The organism is Halobellus sp. MBLA0158, from assembly GCF_041477585.1.
In the GTDB taxonomy this organism is placed as follows: Archaea; Halobacteriota; Halobacteria; order Halobacteriales; family Haloferacaceae; genus Haloquadratum; species Haloquadratum rubicundus.
Map to the genome: position 1 here is coordinate 2,879,434 of NZ_JBGNYA010000001.1, position 15,579 is coordinate 2,895,012.

General features: G+C 50.5%; 12 protein-coding genes and 1 pseudogene. 6 read left to right on the top strand and 7 right to left on the bottom strand.

Features of this window, described 5'->3' with window-relative positions; genetic code table 11:
• Window positions 1-19: 19 nt before the first annotated feature.
• The 4 genes from OS889_RS14675 to OS889_RS14690 all read right to left on the bottom strand — a co-directional run bounded on the left by OS889_RS14675 (window position 20) and on the right by OS889_RS14690 (window position 5,073).
• Window positions 20-1,126, bottom strand: a complete 1,107-nt coding sequence (locus tag OS889_RS14675) for a glycosyltransferase (RefSeq protein ID WP_372391019.1) — start codon at window positions 1,124-1,126, stop codon at window positions 20-22.
• 182 nt (window positions 1,127-1,308) lie between these two features.
• Complete coding sequence (locus OS889_RS14680; RefSeq protein WP_372391021.1) at window positions 1,309-2,373, bottom strand: glycosyltransferase family 4 protein; 1,065 nt, start codon at window positions 2,371-2,373, stop codon at window positions 1,309-1,311.
• On the bottom strand, window positions 2,370-4,208 hold the full coding sequence (gene asnB / locus OS889_RS14685; protein ID WP_372391023.1) for an asparagine synthase (glutamine-hydrolyzing): 1,839 nt from the start codon (window positions 4,206-4,208) through the stop codon (window positions 2,370-2,372). Before asnB ends, OS889_RS14680 begins: the two co-directional genes overlap by 4 nt.
• A 157-nt stretch (window positions 4,209-4,365) precedes the next feature.
• Window positions 4,366-5,073 (bottom strand): sugar nucleotidyltransferase, encoded by a 708-nt coding sequence (locus OS889_RS14690; RefSeq protein WP_372391025.1) that lies wholly within the window; start codon window positions 5,071-5,073, stop codon window positions 4,366-4,368.
• A gap of 55 nt (window positions 5,074-5,128) precedes the next feature.
• Between OS889_RS14690 and rfbB the strand changes: the two genes are divergently transcribed.
• Complete coding sequence (gene rfbB, locus OS889_RS14695) at window positions 5,129-6,073, top strand: dTDP-glucose 4,6-dehydratase (RefSeq protein WP_372391027.1); 945 nt, start codon at window positions 5,129-5,131, stop codon at window positions 6,071-6,073.
• Here rfbB and OS889_RS14700 read toward each other — a convergent pair.
• Window positions 6,067-7,167, bottom strand: coding sequence for a glycosyltransferase family 4 protein (locus OS889_RS14700; protein ID WP_372391029.1), 1,101 nt, complete (start codon window positions 7,165-7,167; stop codon window positions 6,067-6,069). The two genes, rfbB and OS889_RS14700, sit on opposite strands and share 7 nt — an antisense overlap.
• Window positions 7,168-7,304: 137 nt before the next feature.
• Here OS889_RS14700 and OS889_RS14705 point away from each other — a divergent pair.
• The 5 genes and pseudogenes from OS889_RS14705 (at window position 7,305) to OS889_RS14725 (ending at window position 13,207) form a co-directional block, all read left to right on the top strand.
• Window positions 7,305-7,916, top strand: a pseudogene (locus tag OS889_RS14705) (IS6 family transposase).
• A gap of 71 nt (window positions 7,917-7,987) precedes the next feature.
• Window positions 7,988-9,193 carry an aminotransferase class I/II-fold pyridoxal phosphate-dependent enzyme gene (locus OS889_RS14710; protein ID WP_372391031.1) on the top strand — a complete coding sequence of 402 codons (1,206 nt, stop codon included), beginning with the start codon at window positions 7,988-7,990 and terminating at the stop codon, window positions 9,191-9,193.
• The gene (locus OS889_RS14715) at window positions 9,193-10,077 is read left to right on the top strand and encodes an SDR family oxidoreductase (protein ID WP_372391034.1); all 885 of its coding nucleotides are present in this window, start codon (window positions 9,193-9,195) and stop codon (window positions 10,075-10,077) included. The genes OS889_RS14710 and OS889_RS14715 overlap by 1 nt, the downstream gene beginning before the upstream one ends.
• Window positions 10,078-10,361: 284 nt before the next feature.
• A complete protein-coding gene (locus OS889_RS14720; RefSeq protein WP_372391036.1) occupies window positions 10,362-11,924 on the top strand; it encodes an alkaline phosphatase family protein in 1,563 nt (520 codons plus the stop codon).
• Window positions 11,925-12,046: 122 nt separating this feature from the next.
• Entirely contained in the window at window positions 12,047-13,207 is a 1,161-nt protein-coding gene (locus OS889_RS14725; protein WP_372391038.1) for a glycosyltransferase family 4 protein, read from the top strand.
• Between the two features lie 8 nt (window positions 13,208-13,215).
• Here OS889_RS14725 and OS889_RS14730 read toward each other — a convergent pair whose 3' ends face one another.
• Together OS889_RS14730 and OS889_RS14735 are read right to left on the bottom strand one after the other, a co-directional pair.
• Window positions 13,216-14,154 carry an NAD-dependent epimerase/dehydratase family protein gene (locus OS889_RS14730; RefSeq protein ID WP_372391040.1) on the bottom strand — a complete coding sequence of 313 codons (939 nt, stop codon included), beginning with the start codon at window positions 14,152-14,154 and terminating at the stop codon, window positions 13,216-13,218.
• Complete coding sequence (locus OS889_RS14735) at window positions 14,147-15,517, bottom strand: nucleotide sugar dehydrogenase (protein WP_372391042.1); 1,371 nt, start codon at window positions 15,515-15,517, stop codon at window positions 14,147-14,149. Before OS889_RS14735 ends, OS889_RS14730 begins: the two co-directional genes overlap by 8 nt.
• Window positions 15,518-15,579: the final 62 nt, after the last annotated feature.

The following is a 15,579-nucleotide window of genomic DNA, read 5'->3' on the forward strand; positions in this document are numbered from 1 at the left end:
CTGGAGTCGGTCGTCTCGATCAATTCCTGTACCACACCAAGTGCGTGTTGCCGGTGAAGTTCCACAGGATCGCGACCACTATGCCACAGGCCTGCCCGACGATCTCGGAGAGCCCGAACGAACCAGTCAAAAGAAACAGCGTCCCGAGGTTGAGTCCGATGCCGACGCTCCGTACGAGGTGATCCTTGACGAATGGGCCGGCGATGGACGCGAGCGTCCCATCGTGCTCCGAACGGAACGTCCAAAGCGTGTTCAGCGAAAAGTTGGCGACGACGCTCGTCTCAGCGGCGACAACCCCAGCAAGTAGGTAGAAGGTGTCGTTTCGGAGTAAAAAGTAGAACAGCCCGACGTTAATTAACGTACCGACTATCCCAACGATACAAAAGCGGAGAAATTGTCCGGATCGTCCGCTATCGTTCGCCATCTCGAGGAGGTGCCTCAGATAGGTGATAATAGTTCCGAGGCCGAGTTTGCTTTCGCCAGCCACGCGCTGGCGGAACTCGTAGCCGACCTCAATCACTTGATCGTACTCGCATTTGATCAGAATCTCCAAGATGATCTTGTAGCCCTCCGGAGCAAGGTCTGCCCCCTCGATGACATCCTGTCTGACGGCGAAAAAGCCTGACTGTAGGTCATTAATGCCGCGCGTCTGTGGGAAAATCACAGTCGCGAGGATGTTCGCGCCTCGAGAGAGAACACGCCGAGCGAGCGAGAATTCCCCGACGCTGCCCCCCTGAATGTAGCGACTACCGATGACGAGATCTATCCGATCGTCGAACGCCGCAAGCAGCGACGGGATCGCGCTTGGGGGGTGCTGAAGATCGGCATCCATAACGACCAATAAGCTACCGTTGGCGGTTTCGAACCCACGCATCACCGCTGTCGAAAGTCCGAACTCGTCTCGTCGTCTGACGACCGTAACGGGGTAGTCCTCACTGAGCGATTCGGCCACGTACCAAGTTTCGTCCGGGCTATCGTCGTCGACTACGACGATCTCGTAGTCGTATTCCGCCGACAGCTGGGCATCGACTGCCTCAACGAGCGTGGGCAGATTCTCACGTTCGTTGTAGGTGGGTACGATGACGGAGACACGCGGGGACGCCGCCTGTGTAAGCTCGCTCGCCACAGAGGCACCTATCAAGGGAATGATTGTTATATATTGTCTTTTCCGTTTCGAAATATAGATATCAATTAAGTTATTAGTAAGCTGACGTCTTGCCTATGAAAATTCTGCAAAGACATTCTATACTCCCCTCCTCTAATTCAACAACCGATGCCACAAAGGGAATCTATAGCCGTGAGTGAGGATTACTCGGCAACGCATCTGTAGACCGTTTCCAGATTGCCGACGATATTCTGCCAGCTGTGGTTTTTAATTACCCACTCGCGAGCAGCATCTCCCATACGGATTCGCATTTTTGGGTAGTTAGTCAGCCGTGATATGGACTGTTCTAATGCATCTACGTCATCTGGATCAACAACGAAGCCCGTTTCACTATCGATGACCGCATCGGCGACCCCACCCGTATCAGTCACCACAACAGGGAGACCAATAGCCATAGCTTCTAGAACTGCGTTTGGAAGACCCTCCCCTCGAATAGAGGGTAGGACGAACGCTTTGCCTTCTCGAAGATAGTCTGCTACGTCGTCCGGATCCACCTCCCCCACGAACTCCGCGTTCACGTTCAGTCGATTTGCGAGTGCTTCCAGCCGCTCTCTTTCGGGTCCGTCCCCTACGACCAAGAGTTCCTCGTCGTGCCCTTCCAGAGCGTGGAGCAAAACGTGGACTCCTTTTTGTTCTTTCAATCGACCAACGAAGACGAGTTTGTCGCCATCAGCAGTGCCCTCGGGGATGTCGACGCCGTTACCGAGGACTTCCAGAGTCGTTTCAGAGAATTCCGTTCGGACATCCCGCGCGATCCGTTCGGTCTGGACGAGAACGAGTGTGTCTCGCAGTACACGATCGATGCTCCATCTCTTTCCCGGTGTATCCTTCATAAAGTAGTAGTCTCCCCCTCGGATCCAAGCGAAGTAGGGGAGACCACGCACTCGATTCACGACCTGGCCGACGAAACCGTTCGGGTAAATCATCATACACTGGAGGAGAGCGTAGTCGTCGGCGTCGCGAATTAACAGGAGGGTCGCAGCGAAGACGAAAGTGAGGGTAGAAATGAACGGAGAGATACGCCAGTTGGGAACGCGAACGACATCGTACGGGAGCGTGCTGTCGTCTGGAGTATCCGGATACGCCTTCGTGTAGACGGTTACGTTGTGGTCGGCCCGAGCGAGTTCACGAGCCATTCGTTTGGTCTGTGTTTCCGTTCCTCCGATTACGTTCGGCGGGAACTCTTTGACGAGTATCGCGACTTTCATTCATCCACAAATCGTTCATACCATTGTTCAAGCAATACTAGATCCCAAAGTTGGAAGCCATAATCTGCGCCGTCAAGATGAGCCTGCAGCTTAGCACTTAGTGGAGCTTTGTCAAAGGGTTCTCGATCACCAAGACGATCAAGATTTTCTCGAGCTAACTCTCTGAGATCGTTTCGGAACCATTCATTTACAGGGACCGAAAATCCTTGCTTCGATCGATGTAGTATCGAATCTGGAATTATATCTCCGAAAGCTTTCTTGAGCAGCCATTTCTTATTTCCATACCTCCACTTGTATTTGGCTGGTATCCGCGAAGCAAATTCGACGGTTTTGTGGTCAAGAAATGGGGATCGGAGTTCTAAGGAATGGGCCATACTTGCGCGATCGGCTTTTGTTAGGAGATCATTCGGCAGATACGTGTGGATATCAACTTGCATTACTTGATCCATTCGGGTCGGGCCATCTGCCTTATCAAACGCTTGGCGGAGATACATTAACTCATCGTTCTGTGGGGGGCCTGACCAAAGTTCCAATGCTTCCTCACCGAGCATATGACAGATATATGGGGCATATCGTTCAACAGTGTCTCCGTCAGCATTTTCTAATAGAGAAGCACCACGATCAGTAAAGCCAATTCCAAGTTCGGATAGATGATTCAAAACTCTCTGACCAACTGTCCTAATCGGATCCGGTATTTGACTCACCTGTTGAGTTAGCCAGTCGTATGTGTACCGGTCGTAACCGGCGAAGTTCTCGTCACCAGCATCTCCAGTCAGTGCTACTGTAATGTCTTCTGAAGCAACCTGTGAGACATAATACGTCGGGACTGCTGACGGATCACCGAACGGCATCTCATAGTGTTCGACAATTTCCGGGAATACCTCCATAGCATCCGGGGTAACTGTGTACTCCGTGTGTGTCGTATCGAATTTCTCGGCCACAGTCCGTGCATATTCGAGTTCGTCGTACTCGTCGAATCCGATGGAGTAAGTGTTGACCTCCGTTTCGGAGACTTCGTCCATTAGGGCAGTTACGATAGTCGAATCAATGCCGCCAGATAGGAAGACTCCCAGGGGAACGTCGGAACGCATTCGGAGACGGGTGGCCTCGCGAAGTTCGTCACGTAGTCTGTCGGCTAAGCGATCTGGCGATGCCGAGGACTGTTGCCTAAATGTCAACGACCAATATGTGTCCCGTTGCATTCCATCCTCGGTGACAATTGCGTACTCTGCAGGCTCAAGGGATCGAACCCTCTCAAAACCGGTGTGAGGTGCCGGTACGTATTGGTAAGTGAGATACGACCGGATTGCCGGAAGATCAGGTTTTGCTTCTATAGCCTCATCCTGCAGAATCGCCTTGATAGTCGATCCAAACGTGAATCCAGATTCGTCGTTGTGATAGAAGAGCGGCTTCTGTCCGAGACGATCACGGGCAAGAAAGAGGCGTTCTTTTCTCTCATCCCATATGGCAAAAGCAAACATACCCCGGAGCAACGAAAGACATTCGATACCCATATCTTCATAGAGATGAAGCAGAACTTCGGTGTCAGTTTCGGACCGGAAGGTGTGGCCACCGAGTCGATTGCGTAATTCTCGGTAGTTATAGATTTCTCCGTTAAAAACGATATGAACGGTACTATCCTCATTTGCCATCGGCTGACTACCAGTCCGACTCAGGTCAAGGATACTAAGTCGGCGGTGGGAGAGAACGACCGGACCGTTCGCATAGATTCCTTTATCATCTGGACCGCGATGAGACATACAAGCTGCCATCGATTCTCCGAGATCATCGCTAGGAGCGCGGTTGAACGAAAACTTCCCGCTTATCCCACACATTCTCTTGTCAAGGTTATCAAGCTCTGTCTATAAATAATTTCACTTATGAATGGAAGAGCTGTATAAATGAAAGAATTCTATACGTTTTTCATTGATTTGCTATACGGGGTGGATTGGTTATATTCATATCAAATTGGTTGAACAAATCGGATCAGGGTTATTTTTGTCCCCTGAATTTACGGACTCGTTTGGAGGCTTGGAATACACCTTCTGGTGTCCCTGCGTCGTACCATTCTCCATCAAACAAATCGTAGGTAAGCGTTCCTTTGTTGAGGTAGTGTCGGTTCACATCTGTTATTTCATACTCGCCCCGATCCGATGGCTCTAAGTCACGAATCACATCAAATACGTCACTTGTATAAAGATATAATCCAATGACCGCATAGTTTGACTCTGGAACGTCTGGTTTTTCTTGTAAGTCAGTCACTCGTCCTTCTTCAACTGAGGCCACGCCGTAGGCAGCCGGTTCTTCCACCTGCGTCAGGTAGATCTTGGCTCCTTCCCCATTGAACGACTGAACGGATTCCTGTAATTCTCCGACAAGAATATTATCTCCAAGAATTACTGCGAATTCGTCATCAACGAAGTCTTCAGCAAGTCCAACAGCGTGAGCAATACCTAGAGGTTCCGACTGAACCTTATACTGGAAATCCGCTTCGTAGTCCTCCTCAAGTAGTTCAATATACTTCCCGATGTGTTCGGCATTACTTATTATCAGGATATCATCTATTCCAGCGTCGATAAGCGTTGAAACAGGGTAATAAATCATCGGCTCATCGTATATTGGGAGCATATGCTTATTAACGACTCTCGTGACAGGTCGCAGTCGAGTTCCACGTCCCCCAGCTAGCACAACACCTTTCATAAACCGTGCTTAGCCAACAGTGTTTAAAATAGTTGTCCCCAATGGAGGATACGAAATGCCCAATCGCGATAGCATCCTTATAACGGGCGGTGCGGGGTTCATCGGGTCGAATCTCACCCGTGCTGCCATAGAGCGTTTTGAAGAGGTATACGTGCTAGATAATCTAACGTACGCTGGGAACATACGGAATCTTCATTCTGTTGAGGATAAGATCACCTTTATCGAAGGAGATATTCGAGAACACGAAATTGTTTCCGAGATATACGAACAGGTGGAGGTAGTTGTCAACTTGGCTGCAGAATCCCACGTAGATCGAAGTATTAAATCCGGAATTCCCTTTTTACAATCGAATGTAGAAGGTGCGTACGTTTTGATGGAGTTGCTCCAAGAACACGATGTCGACCGCTTCATTCAGATGTCGACCGATGAGGTATACGGAAGTATCGAAGAGGGTGAATTCAGCGAGGGAGATCCGCTAGATCCGAGTTCACCATATTCGGCCAGTAAAGCGAGTGCAGACCTTTTCGTTAACGCGTGTTGGGAGACATATGATCTTCCGATAACGATAGTTCGACCGACGAACATCTACGGTCCGCGTCAACACCCAGAGAAACTGATTCCAAAATTCACGCTCCGTGCGCTCAGCGGAGACAGACTTCCCCTATATGGTGACGGATCAAACGTCCGTCAGTGGCTCTACGTGAAGGACTTTTGTAATGCGCTCTTACAGATAGTCGACCACGATACAGACGGGATATATAACGTCGCTGGACCGGAACGTCGAAGTAATATTGAGGTTACAAAAGCGATACTCGAACGCGTCGGTGCCTCCGAATCTCTCATCGAATTCGTTGCAGATCGTGCTGGACATGATAAACGATATGCGATTGACGATTCGAAACTTCAGGAAGAAATAGGATTCGACCCCCAGTACGGGTTCGCAGCAGGGCTCGATGAAACAATTGAATGGTATAGAAAGCACCGAGATAGTTATCAGTGAGCGGAGTCGACCACGCCGCGGAACAATTGTTCGTACTGGCTAGCGACGACGTCAATACCGAAGACGTCTTCTGCAAATGCGGTGTTCTGAGAGAGCCGCTTCAGCTTTTCCTGGTTCGAAAGCACATCCTCGACTCGCGAACAGAATTCGTCGAACGGTTGTGGCGGGATCCCCGCATTTTCGCTCTCAATAAACGAGTCAGGGTCTAAGTGGAGGGATGCCACCGGGGTGCGTTGGAGCCACGCTTGGATGAATGTATTCGAGAATCCGCTTGACTTCGAAGTATCCACGAACAGTTTGGCCCGCCGAAACCATTCCGTATCCTCTCCGGAAGGCACACTTCCTTCGAACACGATTCCATCGACACTGTTGGTCATCTCTTCCAATTCTGCCCGGTACTCATCGCTTCCGCCGCCAATAAGATGAAACGTCCAGTCCGTGTCTGCAACCCGATCTGCGAGTTCAATAAATCGCTCCGGATTCTTCCAAGGGACCAGTCTTGCCATCCAAATAACCTTATTTTCTTTCTCCGCGAACTGTGGTACCGAGTCCGGAACTGGATGTCCGAGATAGATAGTGGTCGAATCGAGCCCGAAGGCATCCGCCAACTCTGATTGCATATAGTCGGCGAGGGCGACGCGGGCGTCCGCATTCCGGAGAGCCCGGAAGTACTGGAGTCGACGCCACGCGCTTTTCTCACTCCAGTGGCCGCGATCATAGTCCTGTTCGTGGGCCAATCCGATGGTAAATCCACTACCCCGTTCTCTGGCTACGAAGTTCGTGATACCAGTGAGAGGAGACGGCGGCGTGTTGTGGTAGATGTCGGCATCGATCTTTCGAAGCGTACGCAAGAAGTCGGCGTGAGACCACGCGAAGTTGATTACGCTGTTTCCCGCGTCGGGTTTCCATCCGTAGGTATGAACCTCAACGCCATCAATAACCTCTGTATCGGGTTGGTCATCAGAGAACCGTCTACTCGTCATATGGACATCGTGTCCTCTGGACACGAGTTCTCGGCCAACTTCGAAGCACAGACGCTCAGCACCGCCGATACGATACGCCGGGGTCTTATCCGTTGCGAAACAGATTTTCATACGTTCCGAACTACCTCGGCAACAGTTCTACCTCTTTGTTATTAAGAAAGAGGTACAGTGGAAGGGTACTGTTCAGATAAGGTCGAAAAGTGAGGCGGTCGTAGTTCGTTGGTGCCTGTGCCAGAACCCAACGCCTCATCGGAGGTAGCGGCTTTCCAGAGTTAGATTTTGTGGAGCGAGAGGCGACACCCGAGTCGGCGATGGATCTGGGTATCCAACTGCATTTGGCGGGACTATCGCTATCGGATACCGTCTCTATCCTTGCAAGCCTGGGTGTCGACCGATGTCGTTCGACCGTTCACAACTGGATTCAGAAGGCTAATCTACAGCCCGCCGAAGGGCAGAATCCGAATTACGTTGCAGTAGACGAGACGGTAATTCGAGTGAATGACCAGTGTCCTGGCTGTTTGCAGCGGTCGATCCCGATACGAACCGCCTGCTACACGTGCGACTATTCCCGATCAGGACCCAAGCGTTGACCAAGATGTTCCTTGCAGAACTCCGCGAGAAACATCTCGTTTCCGACGCGATCTTCCTGGTCGGTGGCGCACCCTGGCTGCAGGCGGCCTGCCATCGTCACTCGCTCCGATTCCAATACGTCACCCACGGGAATCGGAACACCATCGAATGGGTCTTCAAAGAACTCAAACGCCGAACCGAAGCCTTCGCAAACCACTTCAGACGCCCGTCCTGAAACCGCAGAAACGTGGCTCCAAGCGTTCGCTGTCTGCTTCAATCAGCTAATCTGAACAATTCCTATAGGGTCACTCTTGTGTCTCATCGAAACGCTTAGGACCGCCACCCGCTAAATATTGGCAGTATGAGTGAGGATGGATATCGTATTCATTACGCCAAGTCGACATACGGACAGGAGGAACAGGAAGCTGTAAACGAAGTGTTGAGTCATCCAGAACGACTCGTGAAGGGCCCCTACACTGAGAAGTTCGAGTCCCAAATCGCTTCCCTGTTCGGCAAGGACCACGGCATAATGGTGAACTCCGGGTCTTCGGCCAACCTACTGGCCGCAGAGTTGATCGACGCGGACCCGGGTGCCGAGGTTATCACTCCTATCGTCACCTTCTCAACGACGATAGCCCCCCTCGTCCAGAAAGGGTTCGTGCCGGTATTCACCGACATCGGTGTCGGCGATTATCAACTGAATATCGATCAGGTCGAGCAGGCGATCACCGAAGAAACCGTAGCGATCCTTGTTCCATCACTCGTTGGGAACGTTCCCAACTACCATCGACTTCGGGATATAGCCGTGGAGAACGATCTCCTCCTCATCGAAGATTCCGCTGATACGTTGGGAGCCACCATCGATGATGAGCCTACTGGGGCATATACAGATATTACGACCACTAGTTTCTACGCGTCACACGTCATCACGTCGTTCGGATCAGGAGGTATGGTATCAGTTGACGACGATGCGTGGAAACGACGGCTAATGAAGCTCCGCGGATGGGGGCGGAAATCCGCCGCCAACGAGGTTGATGACATCGACGAACGGCTAGTAACCGAACTTGATGGAGTCCAGTATGACTCAAAGTTCGTCTTCGACGAAATCGGATACAATTTTCTCCCAATCGAAGCGATGGCTGCGTTCGGCATTGAACAAGTCAAGAAACTTCCGGAGTTTAAAAAGATACGAAGACGGAACTTCGAAGCGATGTTCGAATTGTATAGTCGTTATGACGACTGGTTCGTCCTTCCGAAGGAACGGAACGATGTGGATACCACGTGGCTCGCGTTCCCGGTGACCGTGCGTGAGGACGCTCCTTTCGAACGGAAAGAGTTAGTGAAGCATCTGGAAAACAACAGAATACAGACCCGTTCTCTCTGGACCGGCAACATTCTCAAGCATCCCGGATTCAAGCAGATTAACGCCCGGCTTCCATTTGAAGAGTACCCCAAGGCCGATACCGTGATGCGGAACTCGTTTGTTATAGGAACACACCAATCAATTGACCATTCCGATCTGGAGTACATTCGAAAAACCGTTACTGAATTCCTACGTCAGTACTGATGCGAATACTCGTCACCGGTGGTGCTGGATTCATTGGCCACGAGCTTGTTCGCCGGTTAGTGGTAAACGGTCATCATATTGCCGTGACCGTTCACACTCACAAACCGACCGTTGAAGGTGTGGAAACGTACGAAATTGACGTTCGTGATACTCGGAAAACTCGTATAGTCGTTACTGAATTCAATCCAGACGTGATCGTTCACGCCGCGGCTATGAGCGACGCAGATGTGTGTGAACGGTCCCCGGACGAGGCCCACGAGGTGAACGTGGGTGGCACGAAAAATGTCATCGCCGCCAACGACGGTATCGATGCACATATCATATTTTTGTCCAGCTCATTTGTCTTCTCGGGTGAAAAAGAATTCTGCGAAGAAACTGGGAATCGCTCACCAATCAACGTGTATGGAGAGACGAAAGTCGCTGCCGAAGATATTGTAAATGATTCTATATATTCTAGTACCATTATCCGGACAGATCAGCCGTACGGCTGGCCAGAACCTTGGCAGGAGTCGGATATGGTTGCATGGACAGTAGACCAATTGAAGCAACCTGGAACGGTGGAGGTTTTTAAAGAATGGTGGAACAATCCCATATACCTCCCAGACTTGGTGGAGTCGATCCGTGTGCTCATCGAAGAGTGCCGTGAAGGAATTTTCCACGCGGTCGGACCAGATTTCATCAATCGGTTCCAATGGGCAGTCGAAATCGCACGGGTGTTCGGTTACGATCAGGACCGAATCGTCCCCATTTCGACGGCAGAGGCGGATCTCCCAGCAGTCCGACCCAACGTCAGGTTGTCGCCAGATAAACTCGAACGATGCATCGAAAGCAAAATCAGACCAGTTCGAGACGGAGTCAAGCGAATGCGCGAACTGACTGTATGATCGATTAGTCGCGTCACAAAGTGGCCTAGAGTTTGTCTCTGGTGCTCTCCACAGAGAGTTCACAGCTCATTGCTGTTTTGGTCAATCGTTGGAGCAGTCTGTCGAGGACCGATTGGTAGTACCCTGGATCAATATATTCGTGCGATCCACAACGCTAATTGTGAAATCTATCGGAGCAAGTCTCTTTCTAATTCGTTAAATCTCTTGGTGGTGCGGTATATGTCGGATTGTATTTTCCAAGCGAAAAGATTAGAATAATCCCCCGTCTACCAAGTGATAGTTCTATGTCAGTCCTCATTCTGGGTCTCGATGGCGCTACTTGGCGAAACCTGCGTCCGTGGATCAGAGAAGGTGAACTCCCTAACCTCGAACGACTTGCAGAGCGGGGACACACCGGAACGCTCCAGACGACGATCCCTTGCACAACTATCCCGGCAATCCCTGCACTCCTTACTGGACGTGATCCTGTCGGCCTTGAACTGTTCTCATTCACTCAGCCCGATGGAGCTGTTATCGACGCCTCCGACATCGAATTCCCGATGATCTGGGACGCCATAGGCGAGCAACATCGCTCGCTCGTGGCAAACCTACGATCGACCTATCCACCCTACAAGCTCGAGGGAACGTTGGTGTCAGGAGATCTGTTTTTACCCGCCGAAGCTACCGACTACGTCTACCCCCCCTCAAGACAGAACGAATTTGCGGATTTCCACCGGACTGAGGATATTCAGCGATTCGACGAGATTGCAAAGAATCCTGAAGACAACCGTGAAGAACTGCTCAAACTAGCCGAGAGTCAGGTATCCCGAAAGTGGGAGCATTTCAAACGTCTCTGGCGCGAGGAAGAGTACGACTTCGGATTGTTCTGGATTGGCAAGACTGACTCCATACAGCATTACTTCTGGCACGATCAAGACACAATTCTCGAACACTACCGGTTCGTTGATAAGATCGTGGGTGAGTTCCTTGGCGATCTCGAGGCAACTAACCGGATTCTACTCTCTGACCACGGATTTGGTCAGGTACCCACCCGTCGGTTCCACGTCAATACTTGGCTCCAATGCGAAGGGTTACTGTCCGTTCGAGGCGGACAACTTGGTCGTATATGCTACAGTGTCGGGCAGGAAGCGCTGACACGCTATGTCCCGAAATCCGTTATTCGTTCAATATACAACAGAGTTACTGGAGGAACATCTCCCGAAGAAGTGGATAAAAAAGACCAGTTATTACTGTCTGACTTCGAAGGCATTCCCGGTATCGACTTTGCGGCGAGTGATGCATTTCTTTCTTTCCCGTGGGGAATTTCGGCCCCTGATGCGGATAAAAAGACTATTTCTGAAATAATACACTCGCTCAACGCGCTCCGTGACGAGGAGGGCGACCAAGTGGTGCAAGGCGCTTGGACGCGTGAAGAGATATACTCCGGAGATCGAATCAAAGAAGTTCCCGAGATCGTCTTTCTAACGACCGACAAATACCGAGCAGTTCCGCAACTTTCCCGCTCACTCTACACCAAGCGCTCTGCGCGTCGTAAAATCGAATCACAGCCGGTCACTGGCGAGCACAACGCTATGCGTGATGGGATACTAATTTTAGATGGCGAGGGATTTGCGGATGTTGATGAACCAGTTCTCGACGTAACGGAATTCGCCCCTACACTCGTTCATCTTCTGGGCAACTCCGTTCCTTCTTCAATGAGTGGGACAGTTCGTGAAGATCTACTATCTGTAGACAGATCTGTTGAGCGCATTGAGTGGGAACGTGTCGAAAGGACGGGTGACAGATCTGACGACAGCGAGGAGGAGATCAAGAATCGATTGGCGAATCTAGGATATATTGACGAATGAGCGATGGGGGATCATTCTCACGGACGAGACTCGCCTATTTCGACTACAATAAATATATATGGAATGATGTAATTATATAATCGATAATCCTTTGCCCAGAAGTTTCTTTGAGGTCAACAACGATGGATGTTTCAATATTCAGCTATCGGGACTTGGGGACTAACGTTGGACAGACGCTCACGTATACCGCGGAGGGGTTCTTCAAAGAGGGAGTGCTTCAACAGGTATATTGTCGAGGAAACATCAAAACATCACTTCCAGATTCCAAGGTCACGAAACCAATTCCATTCGGAAGATATGGCCCCTCCTTTCTCTGGCTTCTCAATAAATACGTCTACCCTTTTGACCATCGCACACACTCAATGAACTTACTAGATATATTTTCGAAGCGAAAAGTTTCATCAGACACCGCAGATATCCACTATTACGAGATCCCCGGATTGAAACGAAGCCTAAACGAGTCAATTTCTGGTGGTCACGAAACCGTAATTGTCGGCGGAACTGAACTCGCATCGGCGGCACTTGACCGCCGCGAACAGGAATACCGCAAGTGGGACCTTGATTTAGAGATTCCGAGTACCAAACGCAATTTAGCGAACCGCCGCGAGGAAACGATTCGAGATGTAGACCATCTAATAGCGCTTTCTGGTTTCGTAAAAGAGTCATACGCCAAAGCTGGAATCTCGGCTAATAAGATTGAAGTGATCAATCAGGCAGTTGATCCTGACAAATTCTCGCCGGGAAAGTCAAATGAGGACGAGATGTTCCGGGGGCTCTTTGTAGGATCTGTTAATTTAATGAAGGGTATTCCGTACCTACTTGACGGCTGGCGACAGGCAGGGTTCGCCGCGGATGAGTCTGCTGAACTGGTTCTCTGTGGTAATATAAACCCTGACGCGAAGTACATTATAGAAGACAAACGGCCCACAAATCTGCAACTCCCTGGATGGGTAGATCCACTACCCTATTATCGGGACGCGTCCGTATTCATATTTCCATCACTGACTGAAGGATTCGCGAAGGTGATTTTAGAGGCGATGAGTACGGGAACACCCGTGATTGTCTCTGAAAACTCGGGTGGTGCGGACATAATCACAGATAGCGAAGATGGATTTGTGGTCCCAGCCTACGATGCGGGTGAAATCGCCAGCAAATTACAATACCTCAGGGAGAACCCAAAGGAACTCGAGCGTATGGGTGACGCGGCCAGGAATACTGCGAAAGAACGAACGTGGGGGAAGTTTGTTGACGAGGTGATATACTACCTAAAAGACATTCTATGAGTGACTAATTAGCTATCCCGCTGATGCCACTGTAGAGTTCGTTCGAGTCCTTCTTCGAGAGAGACCCTCGAACTGAACCCTAACTCCTCTGCAGCGTTCGTAACCGCGGCCACACTTCTATCAACGTCTCCGCTTCGTCGGGAATCGAACTCTCGTTCTAACGACCGATCGGTCACTGACTCAACTGCGTCCGCGAGTTCAGAAATGCTCGTCTCCGTTCCCGTACCGACGTTATAAGCCACTCTTTCGGGTAAGTCCACAGTCGCTGCGCGAATATTTGCCCTTACTACATCCTCGACAAATATGAAGTCCCTTGTTTGTTCCCCGGTACCGTGTATGATCAAAGACTGACCGTTAGTCGCTCGATCAAGGAATATAGAGATGACTCCAGAATATGGACTATCATTTCGTTGACGTGGTCCGTACACATTGAAATACCGGAGGCAGATCGTCTCTAGATCGTGTAATTCTCGATATACTTGGCAATAATATTCCCCTGATAGCTTTCCAGCCGCATATGGTGATTCGGGGGCTTGACGATCAATTTCCCGCTGAGGGAAACGCTCCGGAGAGCCGTACACAGACGAGGACGATGCTGTCACGACCCGTTCGACGTCTGCATTCTTGGCGGCTTCAAGAACACGAATTAGGCCGATGATGTTTTCCTTTGCGTCGTACTCTGGATTGTCAACGGACTGGGTTATACTTACGTTCGCTGCTTCGTGGAACACAATGTCGGTGTCGGCGAAGTCCGAGGCTGAGATAGACCCTACATCCCGATGCACGAAATCGACGTCTTCCGGAATGTTTGCTTCGTAGCCAGACGAGAGGTTGTCAAAGACTGTTACGTGGTTTCGATCGCTAGCTACTTCGGCGATATGTGAACCAATGAATCCGGCTCCACCGGTGATAGCAATCGTCTGTCCCGAGAGTAGGCGCTCACTCATCGATAGCGGGTCCAAGCCACCCTTCTCCTCCAGTGTATATATACTCGGTGCCGGTGGGGAACTCAATTTCAGACCAGATGTTAAGATTGTCTAAGATGATATCGCAATCCCTGATGACATTAGTTATTCGATCGTCCGGTGTGTACCCGTACTTTCGGTGGTCCGCGACAATGAGCACGCCCTCATATCCTTCTAGCCCTTCAGGGAATGGGATCGGTTCTGCACCCGTTTCTTCACTAATGTATTCGTCGTCAAAGTAGGGATCATTCACACCGACGTCAACGTCTCGCCTTTGCAACTCTGAGGTGATGTTGTGCGTCGGACTGAGCACGTCAACTTTCACGTCGCCCTTATAAGAGAGGCCAAGAATAGCGACGCTCTCGACACCACGACTCGCCAGTGCCTCAGCGACTAGGTTTGGCTGTTCATAGTCTGTTTCCACTGTTTCGGTGAGAATTGAGAGTTCTTTTGGGCTATCTGTCCCGTCTAAGACATACTTACTCGACAATGGGATGCAGTATCCACCCGTCCCGACGCTCGGGAAGTAGGTGGGGATATTCCACTTCGTCCCGACGAGCCGTAGTACCTCGCGCATATCAAGGTGGGGATATGCGCGTGAAAGCTGATTTGCCAGTGTAATTCCGACATGTCGGTACGCATTCTCGATGCTCTTGACGAGCTCCGCATGCTTGTAGTCCTTCGCAGGCACGAGGTTGTTGCAGACCACTCCCAAGACTTCTTCCATTAGGTCGGTCGTCGCGTCGTCCTGTCCACCGAACACACGGGGAAGCGTTCGGAGATTCTTATCCGGGGAAATGAACCAGTCTCGGCGCGGAGCAACCCCGATACAGATATCTTCACCGAATTCAAGCGCCGATTCTTCAACAATTGGGACAACGATATTGTCAGTCATACCGGGTGTCAGTGTCGATTCTATCACCACCAGGACTGGATCCTCGCGGTTTCTATCGTAGTTCCCGACGATTGTTTCTACGACATCGCTCAGGGCACCGTCCCAAGGAACGCCATCTTTCTCTGTTGGAATCGCAAGTAAATGGAACGAGATATCGTCGTCAAACAAGGAATTGGCGTCCGAAGTAGCTTCTAAGAGGCCGTCTTTGACGAGGGGCTCCGTCTCAAAACCCAGCCAATACTCCAGATTATCGATAGGTATCTGTCCATCATTAATTTGTTCGACGAGGTTTTCGTCGATATCGTAACCGAGAGTCTTAACCCCCTCATTCGCGAAGTTCGCCATTGAAGAGAATCCAATAAATCCTGTCCCCCACACTGCAATTCTACGTTTCCCTGCAAGGAGGTCGCGGCGCGCGTCATCAACTAGGTCGTGAGGAGCTGACTGCATAAGTGGAGTATAAAAACTTCCCGAGATAGTGCTTTCGATATAGTGTGGCTTCAGATTTTCGC

What these genes read in the sequence shown, in the direction of transcription:
- OS889_RS14680 (WP_372391021.1), bottom strand. Translation starts at nt 2,373, where the DNA reads ATGAAAGTCGCGATACTCGTCAAAGAGTTCCCGCCGAACGTAATCGGA.
- asnB (WP_372391023.1), bottom strand. Translation starts at nt 4,208, where the DNA reads ATGTGTGGGATAAGCGGGAAGTTTTCGTTCAACCGCGCTCCTAGCGAT.
- OS889_RS14690 (WP_372391025.1), bottom strand. Translation starts at nt 5,073, where the DNA reads ATGAAAGGTGTTGTGCTAGCTGGGGGACGTGGAACTCGACTGCGACCT.
- rfbB (WP_372391027.1), top strand. Translation starts at nt 5,129, where the DNA reads ATGCCCAATCGCGATAGCATCCTTATAACGGGCGGTGCGGGGTTCATC.
- OS889_RS14700 (WP_372391029.1), bottom strand. Translation starts at nt 7,167, where the DNA reads ATGAAAATCTGTTTCGCAACGGATAAGACCCCGGCGTATCGTATCGGC.
- OS889_RS14710 (WP_372391031.1), top strand. Translation starts at nt 7,988, where the DNA reads ATGAGTGAGGATGGATATCGTATTCATTACGCCAAGTCGACATACGGA.
- OS889_RS14715 (WP_372391034.1), top strand. Translation starts at nt 9,193, where the DNA reads ATGCGAATACTCGTCACCGGTGGTGCTGGATTCATTGGCCACGAGCTT.
- OS889_RS14720 (WP_372391036.1), top strand. Translation starts at nt 10,362, where the DNA reads ATGTCAGTCCTCATTCTGGGTCTCGATGGCGCTACTTGGCGAAACCTG.
- OS889_RS14725 (WP_372391038.1), top strand. Translation starts at nt 12,047, where the DNA reads ATGGATGTTTCAATATTCAGCTATCGGGACTTGGGGACTAACGTTGGA.
- OS889_RS14730 (WP_372391040.1), bottom strand. Translation starts at nt 14,154, where the DNA reads ATGAGTGAGCGCCTACTCTCGGGACAGACGATTGCTATCACCGGTGGA.
- OS889_RS14735 (WP_372391042.1), bottom strand. Translation starts at nt 15,517, where the DNA reads ATGCAGTCAGCTCCTCACGACCTAGTTGATGACGCGCGCCGCGACCTC.